The following is a 20,061-nucleotide window of genomic DNA, read 5'->3' as shown; positions in this document are numbered from 1 at the left end:
CAGGACTCCCGTGAAGACAGGGCCGACCGGCACCCCTCGCCGGTCGGCCCTCTCGCGCGGGCTTCCCTATGCTCCGGCCGCACCCTCGTACGGCCCCCCGCCCTCCCCGTACAGATGCGGGCGCCGGTCGGCGAACAGGTCGTTGTGCGCGGAGACCCGCTTGTCGCGCCCCTCCGTGAGGTCCGCTTCGGCCCACACGCCCGCGCTCGTTCCCCGTACACCGTCGCCGTCGCCGTCCCCGGTGCCGTGCTCGGCGAGCACCCAGCCGTCGGCGCCAACGATCGCGGTGCCCTCGGTCCACTCCTGCCCGCGCTCCGTGCCGCGGCGGTCGCAGCAGGCGATGGCCAGACGGTTGACCCGGGCTGCGGCCTGCGCGATCAGCACCTCGGGCGGGCGCTCGCGCGAAGGGCGCGGCACCAGCGGCCAGTTGACGGGTACGGCGAGGAGGTCGGCCCCGTCCAGCGCCGCGGCACGGGTGTACTCGGGGAACTCCAGGTCGTAGCAGATCAGCACACCGATGCGGCCGAACGGCGTGGACACCACAGGGGGCGGCGCGTCGCCGGGGGTGAAGAACAGCTTCTCCCGGTCCCACAGGTGGGCCTTGCGGTGAACGGCGCGTACCCCCTCGGCCGTGAGCAGGGCCGCGCTGTTGTGGAGCCGCCCGTCGGCGCCGAGTTCGGGGAAGCCGGCCACGGCCATCGTGTCCCCGGTGAGGGCCGCGGCCCACGCGCGCAGCTCGGGCCCGTCGGCGGAGACGGCCGCCTCCCTCACCTCCTCGACCGTGTGGAACACATAGCCGGAGGAGGCGAGTTCGGGCAGCACGACGATGTCGGCCCCCTCGGCGCAGGCACCGGCCAGGGCCCGCATCACCGCCCGCCGGTTGGCTTCCGGCGCGCCCGGCCGGGGCGCGAGGGGCAGGCAGGCGATACGGGCCATGCGGATTACCTTCCTGTGCGTGCTCACAAGCCGTACGGGTCGAAGCTCACCGCCGTACGGACAACTCCCCGGCGCCCGGCGGCGTACCGTCGCTGTCTCCCACTCCGGCCTGGGCGCCGTCGGTCGTCCCGGTGTGCTCCGGTGTCTGCTGTCCCTCCGGCCCGCGGTCCTCGCCGTCTTCCCCGGTGAGGCTGTCGCGCGCCGTGTCGCGGAAGCCGAGCAGGACGGCGAAGAAGGAGATGACGGCCAGCGCGCCGAGGTAGGCGCAGACCGCGTAGAGCGTGCCGCTCCAGCCGACCAGGGCGGTGGCGACCATGGGTGCGGTGCCGGAGAAGAGGGAGAAGGGCACGTTGAAGCCCAGCGCCGTGGCGGTGACCCGCACCCGGGTGGGCACCATCTCGGGCAGGCTGGCCGTCGCGGGGACGGCGATGCAGAACTCCGGTATCAGGTAGATCAGTTGGGCGGTCACGGCGGACCCGAAGCTGCCGTGGTGTGCCACCCAGAAGGCCAGCGGCACCACCGTCACACAGGCGACGCAGCCCGCCAGCAGCATCGGTTTGCGGCCGATCCGGTCCGAGAGCCAGCCCGCCAGCACGAGCATCGGGAGGAAGGCGGCGAGCGAGACGAGGTTGCTGGCGAAGGCCGCTGAGTGGCCCAGGCCGCCCTCCTTGGACAGCCACTGGGGAAGGTAGGTGACCCAGGTGTAGGAGAGCACCGCGTTGGTCATCGCGTAGCCGGTGAAGGTCAGCAGCGGGCGCCAGTGCGCGCGCAGCGTCTCCAGTACGGGGGATTCGCGGGGCTTGGACTCGTTGCGCTGCGCCTCCAGGAAGGCCGGGGTCTCGCCGACCCTGCGGCGCAGCAGCAGGCCGCCGAGCGAGAGCGGCAGCGCGAGGAGGAAGGGCACACGCCAGCCCCAGGAGGCCATCTGCCCGTCGCTGAGCAGCGCGGAGATGAGCGAGGAGAGCCCGGCGCCGACGAGCAGCCCGCCGAAGACGCCGAGCGAGGCGTACCCCATGTACAGGCCGCGGCTGCGGCGGGGCGCGTACTCGATGATGAAGGTCAGCGCGCCGCCGTACTCGCCGCCGTGCACCGCGCCCTGGAGGATCCGGATGAACAGCAGCAGCGCGGGCGCCAGTACGCCCACCTGTGCATACGTGGGCAGCACGCCGATGCACGCGGTCAGCACGCCCATCAGCACGATGGTGAGCATCAGCAGGGTGCGGCGGCCGACCCGGTCGCCCATCCTGCCGAACACGACCCCGCCCAGCGGCTGGACGAGGAAGCCGACGGCGAAGGTGCCGTAGGTGCTGAGCAGCGCGACGGTGGGATTCCCGCCAGGGAAGAAGGACGCCGCCATCACCGGTGCCAGATAGCCGTAGAGGCCGACGTCTATCTGCTCGATGAAGTTGCCGATGCATCCGGCGAATACGGCGCGGGGCATGCCGACTCTGCTGGGCGGAGCCTCGGTGCGGCCCGCCGCTGTCGACGCTGTGGCCATCGTTGTGCCCCCTTCGGGGTGTGGTCGGACCGGCCGCCTCCGCCGTGGCAGGGCAGGGGGAAGCGGCCTCGTATCGACGTGGGGGTGACCACCGCGGGCCCGGCCGGGGGCCGGGCCCGGGAGGGTGTGGACGGCGCGCGGCCCGCGGGGCTCCGGCACCGTGATCATCAGTGTGCATGCGTATGCATGAGGCGGTCACGCTAACGGCGGGCCCCCACCGCGTCAAGATCCGGCCAACGCGGCGTGAGGCGGGGGATGTGAGTGCCCGTCAGCGAGCGCTGTGGGCTGCGCGCTCGCCGCCCGCAGTGGGCTCGGGTCGGGGCCGCCTCAGCCGTCGGCGCGTGACCCCTCCTTGTCGAGGCCGCTCAGCATCTCCTCGGCGAGCAGGGCGAATTCGCGGGTCGCGGGGGTGAGCGGGCGGTCCCGGCGCTGCACCAGCGCGATGGTGTCGTAGAGCGGTTCGGCGAACGGGACGCCGTACAGCCCCTCGGGGAAGTTGTCGCTCTCGACCACGGCGCGCGGCGCGATGGTCTCGCCGACGCCGTGCGCCGCCAGCTTGAGCGCCGACTCCACGTGCTCCAGCTCGATCAGCGGGGTGAGCTGGAGCCCGGCGAGCTGGGCGCGGTCGGCGAGCTGGCGCCGGGTGGGGTCGCGCCAGCCGTAGTGCGCGTCGTAGAGCACCAGGGAGGACGCGGCGAACTGGCCGATGGTCACCGGCTCCCTGGCGCGCTCGGGGTCGCCGCTGATGAAGAGCACCTCGTCGCGCAGCAGCGGGATGGCGGTGAGGTTGTCGTCGTCGACCGGCAATACCACCAGCCCGGCCTCCAGTTCGCCGGAGGCGACGGCCGCCGCGGTCTCGGCGGAGTTCTGCCCCACGAGCCGCACCCGCACGGCCGGGTGGCGTGCGTGGAAGCGCCGTACGAGGTCGGAGAGCAGGTAGTAGTCGGCGTTGCGCAGCACCCCGAAGGTGGCGGTGCCGCCGCCCAGCGCACTGAGCGAGCGCACCGCGCGGCTGCCGTGCTCGACGGCCGCCAGCGCCTGCTCGGCGTGCGGCAGCAGCTCCCGTCCCGGGTCGGTCAGCACCAGGCGGCGGCCGCCGCGCGAGAACAGCCCGGCGCCCAGTTCCTCCTCCAGGCGGCGCACGAGCTCGGACACCGAGGGCTGCGCCATCTGCAGCCGCTCGGCCGCGGCGGTGAAGGAGCCGAGCTCCTGGGCGAGGACGAACGCGCGGAGCTGGTTGAGAGTAGGCATAGGTTCATCCTGTGATGCGCACTGGATACGTCAAGGTTGTCCTTGACCGGGGGCGCTTCTAGTGTCCGTGCCATGCACACGAGCACGACGGACCACCCCTCCGCCGCACCGCCACAGGAGCACGGCTCCGGCACGGGCGGCGCCGGTGTCACGGGCGGTGCGGCGGAGCCCCAGCTCGCGCAGGGGCTCAAGCGCCGCCACGTGACGATGATTTCGATCGGCGGCGTGGTCGGTGCCGGGCTGTTCGTCGGGTCCTCCACCGCCATCGCCACGGCGGGTCCCGCGGTGCTCGTCTCCTTCGCCGTCGCCGCGCTGCTCGTGGTGCTGGTGATGCGCATGCTCGGCGAGATGGCCACCGCGCACCCGGACACCGGGTCCTTCTCCACGTACGCCGACCGCGCGCTGGGGCACTGGGCCGGCTTCGCCGTGGGCTGGCTGTACTGGTGGTTCTACGTCCTGGTCATCCCCATCGAGGCGACGGCGGCGGCGCGGATCCTGGCCGGCTGGTGCGGCGGACCGGCCTGGCTCTGGGCCCTCGCGGTCACCCTCGCCCTCACCTGCACCAACCTGCTGAGCGTGGGGAACTACGGGGAGTTCGAGTACTGGTTCGCGCTGATCAAGGTCGTCGCCATCTGCGGCTTCATCGCCCTGGGCGCGCTGGCGGTGCTCGGCGTGCTGCCCGGGGACGGCCCCAGCGGCGTCGCGCATCTGACCTCCGAGGGCGGCTTCGCGCCGAACGGCTGGCTGGCGGTCGTCGCGGCGCTGCTCACCGCGATGTTCAGCTTCCAGGGCAGCGAGGTCGTCACCATCGCGGCGGCCGAGTCGGCCACGCCGAAGGAGGGGGTGCGCAAGGCCGTCAACGCGGTGGTGTGGCGCCTGGGTCTGTTCTACCTCGGCTCCACCTTCGTCGTCGTGTGCCTCGTGCCGTGGAACGCGCCCGGACTCCAGGTGGGCAGCTACCAGTTCACCCTGGAGACCCTGCACGTGCCGGGCGCCGGGACCCTCATGGACATCGTGGTGCTGGTGGCCGTCGCGAGCTGCCTCAACTCCGCGCTCTACACGGCCTCCCGGATGGCCTTCTCCCTCTCCCGCCGCCGCGACGCCCCCGCCTCCTGGTCGCGGGTGACGGCGCGGGGCGTGCCGCGGCGTGCGGTCCTCGCCTCCACCGCGGTGGGGTTCCTGGCGGTGGCGGGCAACTACTTCCTGCCGGAGCGCCTGTTCGGCTACCTCATGGCCTCCAGCGGCGCGATCGCCCTGATGATGTACCTGACCATCGCGGTCACCCAGCTCGCCATGCGCCGCAGGACCGACGCGGCGGGCGAGACGCCGGAGGTGCGGATGTGGCTCCACCCCGGCCTCACCCTCGCCACCATCGCCGTGATCGTGGCGGTGCTGGTGCTGATGGCCGTCACCCCGGGACACCGCCTGGAGCTGTGGCTGTCCCTGGGCCTGGCCGCCGTGCTGGTCGCGCTCGGCTTCGGGGTGCAGCGGCGGCGCCTTCGCGCGTGAGGGGCCGCGCGGGGCGGCGAGTTGAGAGACCGGGCGAAGGCGCCGCGTGAAGGAAGCCCGCGAAGGAAGCGCGCGAAGAGCTGCGCGAAGGCGCCGCGGGCACGTCGCGGCTTCAGGCCGCCGGCCGCTCCCGGCTCCGCCGCCGCCCCTTCGGCAGGGGTACGGGGTCGGCTCCGGGAACCACCGTGTTCGCCACGGTGCCCAGGCCCTCGGCGGTCAGGGTCACGGTGTCGCCCGGCTTGAGCGGCGGCGGGGTCTGCGTGCCGCTCGTGCCCCAGAGTTCGGCGAGGCAGCCGCCGTTGCCGCAGGTGCCGGAGCCCAGGACGTCGCCGGGCAGCACACGGGTGCCGCGCGAGGCGTAGGCGGTCAGCTCCTCGAAGGTCCAGCTCATGTTGGAGAGCAGGTCGGTGCCGACGACCTCGCCGTTCACCTCGGCGGTGAGGGCGAGGCGCAGGAAGCCCTCGGCGTCGCGGTGCGGCTCCAGCTCGTCGGCGGTGACCAGATAGGGGCCGAGGGTGGTCGCGGTGTCCTTGCCCTTGCAGGGCCCGAGGCCCACCCGCATCTCGGCCGACTGGAGATCGCGGGCCGACCAGTCGTTGAAGAGGGTGTAGCCGAGGATGTGCTCGCGCGCCTGCTCGGGGGAGAGGTCGGCCCCCTCGGCGCCGATGACCGCGCCCACCTCCAGCTCGAAGTCCAGCACCGCCGAGCCGGGCGGCACCGGTACGTCGTCGTGCGGGCCGAACACCGCGTGCGGGTTGCTGAAGTAGAAGGTGGGTGCCTCGTACCACTGCTCGGGCACTCCGCCGGTGCCCTCCACGGTGCGGCGTACCCCCTCGACGTGTTCCTCGAAGGAGACGAAGTCCCGGATCGAGGCGGGCCGGAGCGGAGGCAGCAGCCGCACCTCGGAGACGTGCGGTCCCGCCGCCGCGTCGAGCGCGGCGGCACCGGCGTCGAGCACGGCCGACAAGCCGCCTCCTGAGGCATCCCCCGAGGCACCCCCTGACGCGAGGAGTTCGGTGAGCGAGGCGGCGCCGGGGACGGGGTGCAGGACGTCGTCGTCCCCGAGCACGGCGAACCGGTGCTGCTGCTGGTGTACGTAGGCGGCGAAGCGCAAGGCGGCTCCTGACGAGGTGGGGGAAACGGGGCTCAGACCGGCGGGGCGATGAAGCAGCCGCGGTCGGGGTCGTTGAAGGACTCCTTGGCGATCAACTCGTTCATCGGGTTGGCGGTTCCCCACTGGTCGGTGACCTCGGGCCGCGAGAAGTCGTAGACGTGCGGGTGCCAGGTGTCCTCGTCCAGTTCCTCCAGCTCGGTGCTGTACTCGATGGTGTTGCCGTGCGGGTCGAGGAAGTAGCTGAAGGTGTTGTCCCCGGCCATGTGCCGCCCGGGCCCCCAGATCTGGCGGTGACCGGCCCGCAGCACGCGCCCGGCCCCGCGCATGTACTCGTCCAGCCCGCGCATCTCGAACGACACGTGGTGCAGCGCCGTGTGCGGCCCCTGGGCGATCGCTATCGAATGGTGCTGACTGCTGATGCGCAGGAAGTGCATGACCTCGCCCATGTGCGGGGAGCTGAGCGTGTCCGACAGCCGGAAGCCGAGGTGGCGTTCGTACCAGCGCCGTGTGCGGTTCAGGTCGGGGGAGTTGAGGACCACGTGCGAGAGCTTGACCGGAATCGCCTCGCGCTCCTCGATCCTGCGGTGCTGCCGCGCCCCGACCTCGGCGGAGACCTCCACGGTCCGCCCGTCCACGTCGAAGAAGCGGAACCCGTAGCCGCCGCCCGGGGTGTCCAGCGGGCCGGGCCGTGAGATCAACTGCACGCCGCCGGCCAGCAGTCGTTCGGCGAGGGTGTCCACGTCCGCGGGGCGCGCCGCGCCGAAGGAGACGAGGTCGAGCCGCTTCTCCTCGGCCTGCCGCAGCCGTACGACGTACTGCTCGGGCGATCCCTCGGCGGCCAGGAAGGACAGCCCTGAATCCTCGGCGACCGTGGTCAGGCCCCAGACGCCGGAGTAGAAGTCGAGCTGCTTGGCGTAGTCGGGCACGGCGAGGTCGACGTGCCGGAGGTGGGTGAGCAGGCGAGCGCTCATGGTGGATTCCTCCTCGGGAGGGGGTGGGTCAGGGGATGAGTCCGAGCAGGGCGGCCGCGGTGCCGCCGCGTACGGAACGGAAGTCGGCGTCGGGCAGGTGGGCCGCCCGGAGCGCGCCGAGCGGGTCCTCCGTGCCCATGTCGAAGGGGAAGTCGGAGCCGAGCAGCACCCGGTCGGCGCCCGCCGCCCGCACCAGGGCGCGCAGCACCTGCGGGTCGTGCATGAGCGAGTCGAAGTAGAGCCGCCGCAGATAACTGCTGGGCGGATGCGCGCAGTCGGCCCGCGCGTCCTCGCGGGCGGCCCAGGCGTGGTCGGAGCGGCCGATGTGGGTGGGCAGGTACCCGCCGCCGTGCGCGGCGAGGAGGCGCAGTCCCGGGTGCCGGTCCAGGACGCCGGAGAAGATCAGATGGGAGAGCGCGACGGCGTTCTCGGCCGGCTGCCCGACGGTGTTGGACAGATACCAGCGGTCCAGCCGCTCATCCAGCGTGCAGCCGAAGGGATGCAGGAAGACGAGGGCACCGGTCTCCTCGGCACGGGACCACAGGGGTTCGTAGGCGGGGTCGGACAGTTCCCAGCCCGGCGCGTGGCTGGAGATCTCGACGCCCGCGAGCCCCACCCCGAGCGCGTGGTCGAGGGCCCGTACGGCGAGCTCGGGGTGCTGGAGCGGCGCGAGACCGAGCCCCTTAAGCCGGCCAGGCTCGGCCGAACAGTGCGCCGCCGTCCCCTCGTTGGCCATCTCGTACAGCCGCCGCGCCGTCTCCTCGCCGGTCCAGTAGTGGTAGTGCGAGGGCGACGGGCTGACGAGCTGCACGTCGACCCGCTGCGCGTCCATCGCGGCGAGCCGTACGCCGGGATCGGTCAGCCGGGGCAGGCGCTCGCGCACCATGGGACCGCTGACGGCGAGCGAGGCCGGCCCGTTGCGGCGCGCGTCCAGCGCCCGCGCCTCGGCGTGCCCCGGCAGACCGGCGACCACCTCCTCGATCTCGGGCAGGAGTACGTGGGCGTGCACGTCGACGGTCGGCGCACCCGTGCCCCATGCGGCGCCCGCGCTCACGGCGCCTCCCGCAGCATCGCCATCGTGCGCCCCATCAGCCCCGGCACGTCCGCGTCCCGTACGCCGTCGAGCTGCCACTGCCCGATCTGTACGGAGGCGTCCACGACCGCGCGCACGCGCGGGACGCGGCGCGCGTGGTACTCCCGCAGCAGCTCCTCGTCCCAGGCGCGCCCGCTGGTGAGCAGCTCGGCGAGGACGAGGGAGTCCTCCAGGGACATCGCCGCGCCCTGGGCCAGCGTGGGCGGGCAGCAGTGCGCCGCGTCCCCGGCCAGCACCACGCGGCCGCGGTGCCAGGAACCCTCCACCAGCATCCGGTCGAACCACGCGTAGTTGACCTGCGCGGGGTCGGTGATGTGGGCGGTGATCTCCGGCCAGTTGCCGCCGTACCCGGAGGTCAGGCGGCGCATCTCGGCGGCGTACGACTCCGGCGGTATGGACCCGCGGTCGCGGCTGTCCTCGACGACGTACGCGTACAGGCTGTCCTCGCCCGTGGGGCAGTAGCCCGCGATGTAGGCGGGGCCGCCGTACGCGAGGTCGGTGCGGGTCACGGAAGCGGGGCGCGGGGCCGCGGCGCGCCAGATGGCCATGCCGGTCGGCTCGGGGCGGTCGGCGATGCCGATCGCGGCGCGGGTGGCCGAGCCCACCCCGTCGGCGGCGACGACCAGGTCGTACCGTCCCTCGGTGCCGTCCGTGAAGCGGACCATGACCCCCTCGCCGTCCTGTTCCAGGGACTCGGCGCGGGTGCCCAGGCGCACGCGGGTGCCGCTCGCGCGCACCGCCTCGGACAGGACGCGCTGGAGCCGCGGGCGGCCCATGCCCAGGGTGGCGGGCAGGTCCTCGCCGCCGGTGCGCAGGTCGCGGCCCTCGTGCAGCACGCTGCCGTCGGGGGCGGTGATGCGTACGCCGTCGAAGGGGTAGCCGTGCGCGGCGAGCCGTTCCCACACGCCGAGTTCGCGCAGTACGCGCAGGGCGTTGCCCTGGAGCGTGATGCCGGAGCCCGCGGTGGCGTTGCCGTCCTCCTTGGCCTCGATGAGGTCGACGGCGATCCCGGCGCGCCGCAGCAGGACGGCCGCCGCGCTGCCCGCAGCGCCACCGCCGACGACGAGGACGGTGCGGGACGCGGAATCCGTACGGGGACTGGTCATGGGTGATTCCCTTGCTGTGCTGGTCACTTGACGGCGACGGGGTTGACCGGGGAGCCGACGGCGCCGGTGACCGGCAGCGGCGCGGCGGTGAGCCAGAAGGCGTACGCGCCGTCGGCCGCGCAGTCCTCCGCCAGCGCCTCCGGGTCCCACATCTCGCCCAGGAGCAGGCCGAGGTGGGGGATGGCGATCTGGTGCAGCGGCTGGAAGGCGTGCGCGAACTCGTTGGGCCGCACCTCGAACCCCCAGGTGTCCGTGGCGATCGCGGCGATCTCGCTCCCGTGCAGCCAGCCCGCGGTGGTGAAGGACAGGCCGGGCGCCGGACCGCCCGCGTAGGAGCCCCAGCCCTCCCGGCGCACCCGGGCGAGCTGCCCGGTGCGGACCAGGACCAGGTCACCGCGTCCGACGGCCACGCCCTGCGCGGCGGCGGTCGCGCTCAAGTGCGCCTCAGTGATGGCGAATCCGTCGGGCAGTTCCCCGTTGTCGCCGATCGCCCTCCCCACGTCCAGGAGTACGCCGCGGCCCGCCACGTACGGGGCCATGTGCTCGATGCCGGTGACCAGGTCGCCGTCGGAGGTCACGGTGTGCTCGGCCGCGCGGCCGTTCCACGCCTTGCCGTGGTCGAAGATGTGCCCGAGCCCGTCCCACTGCGTGGAGCACTGGAGCGGCATCGCGATCACGTCGTCGGCGCCGCCGAGCCCGTGGGGGAAGCCCTGGAGGCCGAGCGCCGCGTCGGTGCCGGTGTCGAGCATGGTGTGCACCGGGTTGGTGCGGCGGCGCCAGCCCCTCTGCGGCCCGTCCCTGTCGAAGCGCTGCGCCAGCGAGAAGCTGACGCCCCGCCGGATGAGGGCCGCGCCCTCGCGGCGCTTCGCCGCGTCCAGGAAGTTGAGGGTGCCCAGCACGTCGTCCTCGCCCCAGCGGCCCCAGTTGGAGTACGCGGCGGCCGCGCGGGCGATGGCGCCCTCGGGGTCGTCGGGGTCGAGCGCGTGCGACGCTTCCGGAGTGCCTGCCGCCGTCACCGGACCTCCTCCGCGACACAGCGCGTGCGCTGCGCGCCGAGCCCGGTGATCGACGCGTCCATCACGTCGCCGTTCCGCAGCAGCCGCCCCCAGTGCATGCCGTTGCCCGCCGGGCTGCCGGTCAACACGAGGTCGCCCGGCAGCAGTTGTGCGCTCTGCGAGGCATAGGACACCACCCGCGCCACGTCGAAGATCATGTCCTCGGTGCTCTCGTCCTGCATGACCTCGCCGTTCAGCCGCAGCTCGATGCGCAGGTCCGAGGGGTCTGGAACGGACTCGGCCGGCACGATCCACGGGCCCAGCGGCGTGAACCCCGGCGCGTTCTTGGAGCGCAGCCAGTCGCTCCCGATCTGCGGCATGTCCCGCCGGAAGACGCTCGCCCGGTCCGTCAGGTCGTTGGCGAGGGTGTACCCGGCGACGTACGAGAGCGCCTCCTCCGGCGCCACCCGGTGAGCGGGGCGCGCGATCACCGCGGCCAACTCCAGCTCCCAGTCCGGCTGCTGTGCCCACGCGGGCAGCACCACGTCCTCGTACGGGCCGGTCAGCGCGCTCGGCAGCCCGGTGAAGACGTACGGCAGCTCCTCGGCGGCCCGCCGGTCCATCATCGCCGCGGCCTCCGCGCGCGCCTCCTCCTCGGTGAGCCCGTCGGAGCCGTCGCGGTGCGCGAGGTGCAGGTCGATGACGTGGCGGCGGTAGTTGGCGCCGGACTGGAAGATCTGCCGGGGCTCGACGGGCGCGTGCACGCGGAGCCCGTCCACCGGCCGCCGGGCCGCTCCCTCCGCGGGGGCCTCGCCGGCGGCCAGCGCCCGCAGCCGCGGCAGCGCATCCGCCCAGCGTTCCAGCAGCCGACGGACCGTCAACTCCCGTTCCCCGAATGGCTCGCGCAGGTCCAGCGCCTGCCCGTCGGAGGTGACGAGGGCCGGGTACGGGTCCGAGCCCGGTATGGAGACGGTGCCCAGCGCGAAGGGCCCGGCGAAGGGGGTGAAGGCGGACGGTGGCACGGGAGCGGCCTCCTGGTCGGGGGAGCGGCGGCGGTGCCCCCACTCTCGCCCCGGCGCCCCTGATCAGGGAAATAGATTCCTTGGATCTCCGGTATCCACACCCCGGATACCGTCGCCTATGCTCGTTCCCATGAATCCGCTCGGTCCCACCAACCTCGCCAGCCTCGACCTCAACCTCGTCGTCGCCCTGCGCGCCCTGCTGGAGGAGCGCAACGTGACCCGCGCCGGGCAGCGGATCGGGCTCAGCCAGCCCGCGACGAGCGCGGCGCTGGCCCGGCTGCGCCGGCACTTCGACGACGACCTGCTGGCCAGGGTCGGCGGCCGTTACGAGCTGACCGCGCTGGGACGGGTGCTGCTGGACCGCACCTCGACGGCCTGCGACGTGCTGGAGCGGCTGTTCAGCAGCCAGCCGGGCTTCGATCCGGCCACCGAGGAACGGGAGTTCACGCTGCTCGCCTCGGATTACGCCGTCGCCGTCTTCGGCGCCGCGCTGGCCCGCACGGCGCACGCGGAGGCCCCGGGCGTACGGTTCCGCTTCACCCGCACGACCGCCGCCCTCAGCGAGGATCCCGCCACCCACCTGAGCAGCGCCGACGGGCTGCTCATGCCGCACGGGATCATCAACGACCTCCCGGCGACCGACCTCTATCAGGACGAGTGGGTCTTCCTGGCGGCCGACGACCACCCGGACATCGGCGACGAGCTCACCCGCGACGACCTGGCCCGGCTGCCGTGGGTGACCTATCAGCGCACCTACGACGCCCCCGCCGTACGGCAGTTGGGCATGCTGGGCGTCGAACCGCGCGTGGAGGTGTCGGCCGACAGCTTCCAGGTGCTGCCCTTCCTGGTCGCGGGCACCCGCAGGATCGCCCTGGTCCAGCGCCGCCTGGCACGCCTGCTGGAGGGCACGGCCCCCGTACGCGTGCTGGAACCGCCGTACGAGGCCGTCCCGCTCCAGGAGGCGCTGTGGTGGCACCCGGCGCACACCCACGACGCGGCGCACATCTGGCTGCGCGAGACGGCGGTACGGGTCGCCGGGAAACTCCCGGACGGGCAGGGGGAGTAGGGGCGCGCACGGGGCGGAGAGTCCTCGGCCGTACCGCTCTCAGCGGAACCTCACCGCGCTGACCATCACGGCCACGGTCAGCATCACCACGGTCGCCCCCACCAGGACGGAACGCGCCCAGACCACCCAGGAGGGCTCAGGCCCTTCGTACGACTCGTCTTCGTCCATGCCCTCGTCAACGAGCCCCGGGGGAACGGGTGTTGGGCGCGGAGCATTTTGCAACCTGATTGTCATCGTCGTGTGCGCCGAGCGGCCCGCACGGGACGCCGGGGCCGACCGACCGGTAGCGTCGCCCCGACACCGTGGGAAGGGAGTGCTCGATGGCCGAGGACAAGCACCGGGGCGAGCCGTCGGACAAGCCCTGGACGCCGCCGCCCGAGCCGCCGAGCCCCGACGGCCGGCCGCCGGGCGACGCGGGCGGCGGACGGTGAGCAGCCCGCCTCCCAGTCCGTCTCCGAGTCCGCACCCGGGGATTCCCGCGGAGTGGGCCGCGGCCTTCGGCGCGGTGCCGCGCTCCGCCTTCCTGCCCGATGAGATGTGGCCGTGGGACATGGCGACCGGCACCAGCGTGCGCGCGGACCGGCGCAGCGACCCCGAGGGCTGGGCGCGGTTCGCGCGCAGTGACGCGCCGATAGTGACCCAGTGGGACGACGGCGCGCACCGGGGGCCCGGGCCCGGCTCCGTGCCGACCTCGTCCTCCTCCATGCCGAGCGTGGTCGCCGGGATGCTGGGCGAACTCGCGCTCGCGCCCGGCATGCGCGTACTGGAACTCGGCACCGGAACGGGCTGGTCCACCGCCCTCCTCGCCCACCGCCTCGGCGAGGACGCCGTCGTCAGCGTCGAGATCGACGAGGCGGTCGCGGAGACCGCGCGGCACAACCTGCGCCGCGCCGGACTGCACCCCACGCTGCTGGTCGGCGACGGCACGCGGGGACACCCCGCGGGAGCCCCGTACGACCGGATCATCGCGACCGCGGGGCTGCGCCGCATCCCGCCCGCGCTGCTCGGCCAACTCAGGCCGGGCGGGCTGCTGTTGGCGCCGTGGGGCACCGACTACGCCAACCAGGACGCGCTGCTGCGGCTCACCGCCGACGGCGAAGGGGGCGGGTGCGGGAGGTTCCTGCGCCCGCTGGAGTTCATGAAGGCGCGCGCCCAGCGCAGTCCGCTGCCGCGTACCGAGGACTACGTGCCGGAGGACTGGAGCCTGGCGGGCCCGCCCCTCGGCACCGCGCTCGCTCCCGGTGACCTCGGCGACACGGCGTTCAGCCCGGCGCGCTGGGCGCTCGGCCTGGCCGTGCCGCGCGCGGTGCACCGGCTCGGGCGGCAGCGCACGGGGGTGTGCGCGGGCTGGTGGTATTCGCTGAGCGACCGCTCCTGGGCCGCGGCCTCCTGGGAGGAGGGGCGCGAGGCGCGGGTCTGGCAGGGCGGCGAGCGGCGGCTGTGGGACGCGGTCGAGGACGCCTGGCGCTGGTGGGACGCCAACGGCCGCCCCGGGCATGAGCGGTACGGCCTCACCGTGACCCCCGATGGCGAGCACCGCCCCTGGCTGGACTCGCCCGCCCACCGGGTGCCGACGGCGCCGGTCGGCCCGCCGCTGGGTACGCAGTAGGGCCGGGGCGACGGGGTCCCCGGCCCTCACACCAGCCAGATCTGGCGTACGACCATCAGCGCCGCGATCACCGCGATGATCGCCAACTCGCGCCACAGGAGCCGGTGGTCGGCCTTGACGTCGTGCTCGGTGCCGTCCACGCAGCGCTGCTCCAGGGCTTCGAGGGCCTCGGCGTGCTCGGGGTCCGTGCGGTGCTCTCGGCCCGTGCCGTGCTCGCGGTGCGCGCCGTCCATCACCGCACCTCCCGCTCTCCGTCGCCGTCCGCCGCGGTGACCTTCCCCGCCTTCCCCGTCTTCTCCGTCTTGTCCCAGCGCATCTCCGCGCCGCGCAGCTCCAGGAAGAAGGCGGCGACCGAACAGGCGGCGAGCAGCGACCCGTACCCGGTCAGGTGCACCAGTACGGGGGCCAGCCAGCGCAGGCGGCGCCGGCCCGCGACGACCTTGGCGAGCCACGCGAGCGGCAGGCAGAGCAGCAGCCAGATGTAGAAGAAGACCACGAGCGGGTGCGCCGACTCGGGGCCGAGGCCCAGGCCCCAGCGCGCGAGCAGCGGTTCGAAGACGCGGGGCACCGCGGCGATCACCATGATCAGTACGGCGACGATCCCGGGGAAGACCAGCGCCTCGCGCCAGCAGCGGCGCGCGGTCTCCGGGTCGATGGCGAGGCTGACCAGCACGATGAACAGGTAGCTCACCAGGTTGATGACCCAGAGCAGATGGAAGGCCGACCACGCGCGCTCGTAGTGGCCCACGAAGTAGAGGAACAGCAGCGAGAGCGAGCACAGCACCATCAGCAGCGGTGTGAGCAGCAGCGAGAACCAGGCGACCCCGAACGTCCACGACCCCAGCCTGTGGTGCCGCCCCGCGAGGCGGCCGCGGAACCACAGGCTGCGGTAGCGGTGCGTGATCTGGAGGTTGCCGCGGGCCCAGCGCAGCCGCTGCTTCCACAGCCCGGCGATGCCGCCCGGCTCCTCGGCGCGCACCGTGGCCGCGCCGTCGAAGATCACCCGGCGGCCGCCGAGCTGGGTCTCGAAGGTGGTGACGGTGTCCTCGGCGAGGGTGGTCGTGTCGATCTGTCCGCCGAGGGCCAGGAGGTTCTCGCGGGAGTGCAGTTGGGCGCCGCCCGCGAGGCAGGCGACCACGCCGAGGACGTTCTGGGTGCGGCGCGCGGCGGCCTGAGCCGCGATGTACTCGAAGGCGATGTAGCGGTTCAGGTAGGTGCCCTCGCGCCCGCTGCCCTCCTTGATGTACGCGGTCACCGCGCCCACCTCGGGCCGCGCCAGGTGCCGGGTCATCCGCCACAGCGCGTCGCGGTCGTAGATCACGTCGGCGTCCATGATGAGCACGGCCTCGGCCCAGTCGTCGGCCAGCACCTCGCGCAGCCCGTGGTTGAGGGTGTGCGCCTTGCCCTGGCCGCCGTTCTCCCGGCGCAGGTGCAGCACCCTGCCCGGATGCCGCTCCTGGAGGCGGGCCATGACCTGCGGTGTCTCGTCCGTGCTGGCGTCGTCCACGACCACCACGCGCAGCCGGTCGGGCGGATACTCCAGCGCGACGAGCCGCTCGACGGAGGCGGCCAGCACGGCGGCCTCGTTCCACGCCGGAATGAGGATGGCGGTGCGCGGCAGATACGGCCAGGCCCGTCCGCGCGGCGCGTTCTCCGGCAGCGCCTTCTCGTACAGCTTCCGGAAGCGGTGGAAGCCGACGAGCAGGAACTGCAGCAGCGCGGAGAGCAGCGGCGTCGCGCCGAGGAAGACGATCACGAACGCGACGATGTCCAGGATCGTTTCGAGCTCGCTCACGACGCCTGGCTCCCGGCCCCGGGGCCCGGCAGAGCGTCCAGCACCTCGGCCGCGTGACTCCAGCGCCCGACCGCCTCGGCGGCGTGCGCGTCGCTGCCCGCCACCAGCCGTACGCCGGCCCTGTGCAGGGCGAGCGCGGTGGCCGGGCCGGGGCAGCGCCACTTCTCGTTGAGCTCGACCGGGGTCCCGGAGGCGCGGCAGGCGTCGGCGAGCCGGGCGAGCAGCACGGGGTCCACGGCGCTCTCCTCAAGCCCGCACTTGGGCAGCACGCTGAACAGGTGCGCCACGTGTGCGCCCAGCCCCGGCGGCACGGCGGCCACGGCCCGGCAGGTCGCCTCGACCAGCATGGCGAGCGCGTCGTGGGCCGACAGGCGCCCGTCGGTGAGGAGTTCGCGCACCGTGTCGGGGTGCGCCGGGCCCGCGGGCAGCGGGAAGCGGTGGTCGGCGAGGGCGATGTGGCGCACCCCGGTCAGGTCGGGCGGCAGGTCGATGCGGCCCGAGGTGTCCATGATCTTGGCCTCCACGCCGTACACCAGCCGCACCGGCGTACCGGCGGCCGCCGCGTCCAGCGCCCGCACGTAGCGCGGCAGATAGTCGCTGTCCGCGCGGACGTGGTCGGTGACGAAGAGGGTGTGCAGCCCGGCCGATTCGGCGGCGGCCACCACCCGTTCCAGGCTGTCGCGCCCGTCGGTGAAGTCGGTGTGCGTGTGGTGGTCGGTGCGCAGCACGTCTCCGGCGCGGTCCGCGAGGGGCCCTCCGGGCGAGGTCGTCACGCCCGCTCACCCACCTCGCCGAGGCCGCCGGCCGGCAGCAGGACGTCCTCCCAGTGCCGTACGACGTCCAGTTCGCGGTGCGGGAGCGCGTCGGGAACGGGCAGGCCCAGCACGTCGGCCAGCGCCCAGGCCGGCATGTGCACCCCGGCCGCGATCGTCATGGACAGGCCGCCGGGCGGCCGCGGGTTGATCTCCAGCAGGGCCGGTGTGCCGGTGCGGTCCTCGCGTACCTGCACGTTGGCGATGCCGCGCACGCCCAGTGTGCGCACCACCCCGGCGGCCAGCTTGGAGAGCCCAGGGCCGTCCAGCACCCGCCCGGCCACCGCGATCCCGGAGTCGGTCTTCTCGCGGGAGCGGGGTACGGCGGCGACCACGTGGCCGTCGGCGCGGGCCAGCACGTCCACGGAGTACTCGGCGCCCGGCAGCTCCTCCTGGAGCAGATAGGAACCGTCCTGCGGCAGGGGCACCAGATCCTCGGGCCCGCGCGCGAGCACGATGCCGCGCGAACCGCTGCCCTGGCGCGGCTTGGCCACCACCGGGTACTCGCCCGTGAAGCCGGGGCCCGCCTCGTACAGAACGGTGTGCGGCACCCGCACGGCGCCCTCGCAGGCGCGCGCGAGGCGCCACTTGTCGAGGCAGTTCTCCAGCGCCTCGGCGGGGGAGAGCAGCAGCCGGACGCCGGCCTCCTCGAAGGCGGCCGACTCCCGCGCGAGCGGCACCATTTCGACGTCCACGGTGGGTACGGCCACGTCGATCTGGAGCCAGGTGCACAGGTCGAGCAGCGCCCCGGTGAAGTCGGGGTCGTCGCCGCGCGGGAGCAGCCACCTGTGCTCGCGGTCGACGAGGTAGAGGCCCACCGCGTTGGGGTCGATGTCGGCGGCGAACAGCTCGCAGCTCTCGCCCAGCCCGCGCAGGAAGCACACGGCCGCCGGCCCTCCCGCGCCGGTGACCAGCACCCTCGGCGGCCTGCCCAGGGCCTGCGCCAGATCGGGGAGCGGCAGGGAGTCGGGGGCGGGCGCGCGCTCAGGCATGGGCGTGGGGTGCGGGTCCGCTGGGTGTGGTGTCACGCAGGAGCTCCAGGGGTTCGGCGTACTCGTCGCTGGTGAAGCGGCTCCAGTAGCGGGCCGTCGAGCGCAGCAGGTCCTCGTCCAGATAGCGGCGGGTGGAGGACTGGGTGCCGTGCGCGCGGATCGCGGCCAGCTTGGCGTCCAGGTCGCCCCGGCTCAGCGAGATGAAGCGGGTGGGGTTGTAGTCCACCGTGGCGGAGGGCGACTGATAGCAGGCCACTCGCTGGATGCCGCGCGCCGCGACGAGCGTGGCGCGGTGCACGGCGCGGTGGTCCTGGTGGGTGTCGTGCCCGGAGTGCACCAGCACGACGTGCGGGTCGGTGGCGCGCACCGTCTCCTCGATGACCCGCACGGTGCTCACGCTGTCGTCGATCCGCCCGTCCGGCAGATCCCTGATGACCAGCTCGGCGCCGAGCACCGTCGCGGCCCGCCGCGCCTCGTGTGCGCGCTGCTCGGGATCGCCGCCGCCCGCGCCGTGCGAGAGCGTCAGCACGGTGATCTCCCAGCCCTCGCGCCAGCGCCGGTGGATGGTGCCGCCCGCGCCGATCTCCACATCGTCCGGGTGCGCCCCCACGACCAGCATCCGGGTCGGGCGCTCGGACGCCGCCACGGGGGAGGGGAGGCGGGTGTCGTACGCCCTGTGCAGCGTCCGCACCAGCTCGTCCGCCGGTGCCTCGCGCAGCACCAGGTCCGCCGCGTGGCCGCGCAGGGCCGACATGGCGCGCTCCATGGAGATGTCCTCGGAGGCGAGGACGACGGGGATGTGCGGGTGCTGCTGCGACCACTTCTCCAGCAGCTCCTCGCGGTCGGCGCCGTGCAGGTCGATCCCGTCGTCCCACAGCACCAGATCCCACTCCCGGCTCCTGCCGGGCCTGCTGCGCACCGCGGCGCGGAAGCTCTCCAGGTCGCAGACCTCTCCGACCTCGGCCGCGCCCTTCTCGCGCAGGAGCACCGCACGCTGGCGGGCGTACCCCGGGTCGCGGTCGGCGAGGAGGATGCGCATCCCCGCGAGCGGTCCCGTACGAGGCTCCGGATCCGGCGGGTGACCTGCGGGAACGGCGGAGAGGGCGGCGCCGGCGAGGTCGCCGGGAGGGGTGCTGAGGGCCGGTCCGACCGACGGGGTGAGCGGGGAGCGGTGCGGTTCGGATATCACGTGTCGATGGTACATAAGTTAACTATCGGGGTGAAATTCAGCTATGGAGCTTTTCGGGTATTCCGGACATGCGTGGTCGCCCCTCCCGGGGTCCACGCCGACCCTCGACGGGCGCATCGCCTTCTGGAACGCCGCCGCCACCCGCCTCTACGGCCACGGCGCCGACGAGGCCGGCCTGCTGCGGCGCATCGGACGCGGCGAGCGGATCGAGCACTACGAGCCCCGGCGCCTCACCCGCGACGGCCGGCTCCTCGATGTGGACGTCACCCTGTGGCCGATCCGGCCGCGGGAGCGGTCACGGTGTGCTCGGCCGGGCACCTTCCCGTGCAGAGCGTCGCGCCGGACGCGGGGGCCGGCGCGCTGCCGGTGCCCACCGGGGTGCCGCTGGGCGTGGGCGGAGTGCCGCACCAGCAGGTCCGCCTTCCCCGACGCGCCGCTGGACGTCGCCGGGAGCGAGCCGGCCGGCGAGCCCGCCTCCGTACCGGCCGGGCGGCGCCTGGTGCGCGGGGCCCTGCGGCGCTGGGGCCTGGAGGCCCTGGCGGACACCGCCTTGCTGGTGACCTCCGAATTACTGGCCAACGCGGTACGCCACGCCACGGGACCGGTCGGCCTGCGCGTGTGGCACAGCCGCAGCCTCGGCACGTGAGACGTCGGCCTCTTCTCGTACGCGTCGCGCAGGAGCTCAGCAGTCGCCACCGCAAGACGCTCGACCGGAAGACACCAGCCGAGCGCCTGCGTGGTGTGCTCACCACCTGGGCGGTCTATGCCGAGGAGTCCTCAGCAACCCATCGTGGAGAGCCCGTTCTTCGTGGAAGCGGTGCTGACCTTCGCCGGCGGCGGGCACTCCTTCCACTGGTCGACCTCGAGGTACCAGCTGCCGTTGTCCTGCTGGACGCAGTGGTACTTGACGATGTCACTCGCCGACTTGCCCGCCGACTGGCAGGACGAGAAGCTCCCGTACGTGCGGGGCGGGTCAGAGGCCTGGGCCGACTGGGCAGCGAAGCCGGAGAAGGCCAGGAGGCCGACGGCGGCGACTGCTGCGCGCTGGAATCTGCGCATGTTTCCCTCTTTTCGCGCATGGGTGTGGTCGTGTGCGCGCCCGG

At 73.5% G+C, this 20,061-nt stretch carries 20 protein-coding genes; 4 read left to right on the top strand and 16 right to left on the bottom strand.

Going from position 1 to position 20,061, the window contains the following annotated elements:
- Positions 1-66 precede the first annotated feature (66 nt).
- From ABEE00_RS25140 to ABEE00_RS25130, 3 genes are all read right to left on the bottom strand, one after another.
- Complete coding sequence (locus ABEE00_RS25140) at positions 67-936, bottom strand: nitrilase-related carbon-nitrogen hydrolase (protein ID WP_345747930.1); 870 nt, start codon at positions 934-936, stop codon at positions 67-69.
- Positions 937-982: 46 nt separating this feature from the next.
- Positions 983-2,434 carry an MFS transporter gene (locus tag ABEE00_RS25135; protein ID WP_345747929.1) on the bottom strand — a complete coding sequence of 484 codons (1,452 nt, stop codon included), beginning with the start codon at positions 2,432-2,434 and terminating at the stop codon, positions 983-985.
- Positions 2,435-2,761: 327 nt separating this feature from the next.
- Entirely contained in the window at positions 2,762-3,685 is a 924-nt protein-coding gene (locus tag ABEE00_RS25130) for a LysR family transcriptional regulator (protein WP_345747928.1), read from the bottom strand.
- A 72-nt stretch (positions 3,686-3,757) separates the two neighbouring features.
- Here ABEE00_RS25130 and ABEE00_RS25125 point away from each other — a divergent pair, with 72 nt between their 5' ends.
- Complete coding sequence (locus ABEE00_RS25125; RefSeq protein WP_345747927.1) at positions 3,758-5,194, top strand: amino acid permease; 1,437 nt, start codon at positions 3,758-3,760, stop codon at positions 5,192-5,194.
- Between the two features lie 112 nt (positions 5,195-5,306).
- Here the strand turns inward: ABEE00_RS25125 and ABEE00_RS25120 are convergent, their stop codons facing one another.
- Genes ABEE00_RS25120 through ABEE00_RS25095 form a run of 6 tightly spaced genes read right to left on the bottom strand, consistent with a single transcriptional unit; the run spans position 5,307 to position 11,495 of the window.
- A complete protein-coding gene (locus tag ABEE00_RS25120; protein WP_345747926.1) occupies positions 5,307-6,308 on the bottom strand; it encodes a fumarylacetoacetate hydrolase family protein in 1,002 nt (333 codons plus the stop codon).
- Positions 6,309-6,340: 32 nt separating this feature from the next.
- Positions 6,341-7,279: a VOC family protein gene (locus ABEE00_RS25115; protein WP_345747925.1), complete on the bottom strand. Its 939-nt coding sequence runs from the start codon at positions 7,277-7,279 to the stop codon at positions 6,341-6,343.
- Between the two features lie 28 nt (positions 7,280-7,307).
- Positions 7,308-8,333, bottom strand: a complete 1,026-nt coding sequence (locus ABEE00_RS25110) for an amidohydrolase family protein (RefSeq protein WP_345747924.1) — start codon at positions 8,331-8,333, stop codon at positions 7,308-7,310.
- Complete coding sequence (locus tag ABEE00_RS25105; protein ID WP_345747923.1) at positions 8,330-9,478, bottom strand: FAD-dependent monooxygenase; 1,149 nt, start codon at positions 9,476-9,478, stop codon at positions 8,330-8,332. Before ABEE00_RS25105 ends, ABEE00_RS25110 begins: the two co-directional genes overlap by 4 nt.
- Before the next feature lie 23 nt (positions 9,479-9,501).
- Positions 9,502-10,494 (bottom strand): cyclase family protein, encoded by a 993-nt coding sequence (locus ABEE00_RS25100; protein WP_345747922.1) that lies wholly within the window; start codon positions 10,492-10,494, stop codon positions 9,502-9,504.
- Positions 10,491-11,495 (bottom strand): fumarylacetoacetate hydrolase family protein, encoded by a 1,005-nt coding sequence (locus ABEE00_RS25095; protein WP_345747921.1) that lies wholly within the window; start codon positions 11,493-11,495, stop codon positions 10,491-10,493. The genes ABEE00_RS25100 and ABEE00_RS25095 overlap by 4 nt, the downstream gene beginning before the upstream one ends.
- Positions 11,496-11,625: 130 nt before the next feature.
- Here ABEE00_RS25095 and ABEE00_RS25090 point away from each other — a divergent pair, with 130 nt between their 5' ends.
- Entirely contained in the window at positions 11,626-12,561 is a 936-nt protein-coding gene (locus ABEE00_RS25090) for a LysR family transcriptional regulator (RefSeq protein ID WP_345747920.1), read from the top strand.
- A gap of 39 nt (positions 12,562-12,600) precedes the next feature.
- On the opposite strand, the gene ABEE00_RS25085 is transcribed toward ABEE00_RS25090, so the two are convergent.
- Positions 12,601-12,729, bottom strand: coding sequence for a hypothetical protein (locus ABEE00_RS25085; RefSeq protein WP_345747919.1), 129 nt, complete (start codon positions 12,727-12,729; stop codon positions 12,601-12,603).
- A gap of 337 nt (positions 12,730-13,066) precedes the next feature.
- On the opposite strand from ABEE00_RS25085, the gene ABEE00_RS25080 reads away from it, so the two are divergent.
- On the top strand, positions 13,067-14,170 hold the full coding sequence (locus ABEE00_RS25080; RefSeq protein WP_345747918.1) for a methyltransferase domain-containing protein: 1,104 nt from the start codon (positions 13,067-13,069) through the stop codon (positions 14,168-14,170).
- Positions 14,171-14,196: 26 nt separating this feature from the next.
- Here ABEE00_RS25080 and ABEE00_RS25075 read toward each other — a convergent pair whose 3' ends face one another.
- From ABEE00_RS25075 to ABEE00_RS25055, 5 genes are read right to left on the bottom strand one after another with little or no spacing between them, the layout of a single operon-like run.
- Positions 14,197-14,403, bottom strand: a complete 207-nt coding sequence (locus ABEE00_RS25075; protein WP_345747917.1) for a hypothetical protein — start codon at positions 14,401-14,403, stop codon at positions 14,197-14,199.
- Positions 14,403-15,965, bottom strand: a complete 1,563-nt coding sequence (locus ABEE00_RS25070; protein ID WP_345747916.1) for a glycosyltransferase family 2 protein — start codon at positions 15,963-15,965, stop codon at positions 14,403-14,405. Before ABEE00_RS25070 ends, ABEE00_RS25075 begins: the two co-directional genes overlap by 1 nt.
- A complete protein-coding gene (locus tag ABEE00_RS25065; RefSeq protein ID WP_345747915.1) occupies positions 15,962-16,738 on the bottom strand; it encodes a PHP domain-containing protein in 777 nt (258 codons plus the stop codon). The genes ABEE00_RS25070 and ABEE00_RS25065 overlap by 4 nt, the downstream gene beginning before the upstream one ends.
- On the bottom strand, positions 16,735-17,769 hold the full coding sequence (locus ABEE00_RS25060; RefSeq protein ID WP_345747914.1) for an ATP-grasp domain-containing protein: 1,035 nt from the start codon (positions 17,767-17,769) through the stop codon (positions 16,735-16,737). The genes ABEE00_RS25065 and ABEE00_RS25060 overlap by 4 nt, the downstream gene beginning before the upstream one ends.
- Complete coding sequence (locus tag ABEE00_RS25055; protein ID WP_345747913.1) at positions 17,762-18,958, bottom strand: PIG-L family deacetylase; 1,197 nt, start codon at positions 18,956-18,958, stop codon at positions 17,762-17,764. Before ABEE00_RS25055 ends, ABEE00_RS25060 begins: the two co-directional genes overlap by 8 nt.
- A gap of 43 nt (positions 18,959-19,001) precedes the next feature.
- On the opposite strand from ABEE00_RS25055, the gene ABEE00_RS25050 reads away from it, so the two are divergent.
- On the top strand, positions 19,002-19,604 hold the full coding sequence (locus tag ABEE00_RS25050) for a hypothetical protein (RefSeq protein WP_345747912.1): 603 nt from the start codon (positions 19,002-19,004) through the stop codon (positions 19,602-19,604).
- A gap of 131 nt (positions 19,605-19,735) precedes the next feature.
- On the opposite strand, the gene ABEE00_RS25045 is transcribed toward ABEE00_RS25050, so the two are convergent.
- A complete protein-coding gene (locus tag ABEE00_RS25045) occupies positions 19,736-20,017 on the bottom strand; it encodes a hypothetical protein (protein ID WP_345747911.1) in 282 nt (93 codons plus the stop codon).
- Between the last annotated feature and the right edge of the window lie 44 nt (positions 20,018-20,061).

Origin of the sequence: Streptomyces odontomachicola, assembly GCF_039605595.1 — a bacterium.
Taxonomy (GTDB): domain Bacteria; phylum Actinomycetota; class Actinomycetes; order Streptomycetales; family Streptomycetaceae; genus Streptomyces.
The sequence above is the reverse complement of the archived record's forward strand: the minus strand, read 5'-3'. Positions and strand labels throughout refer to the sequence as shown.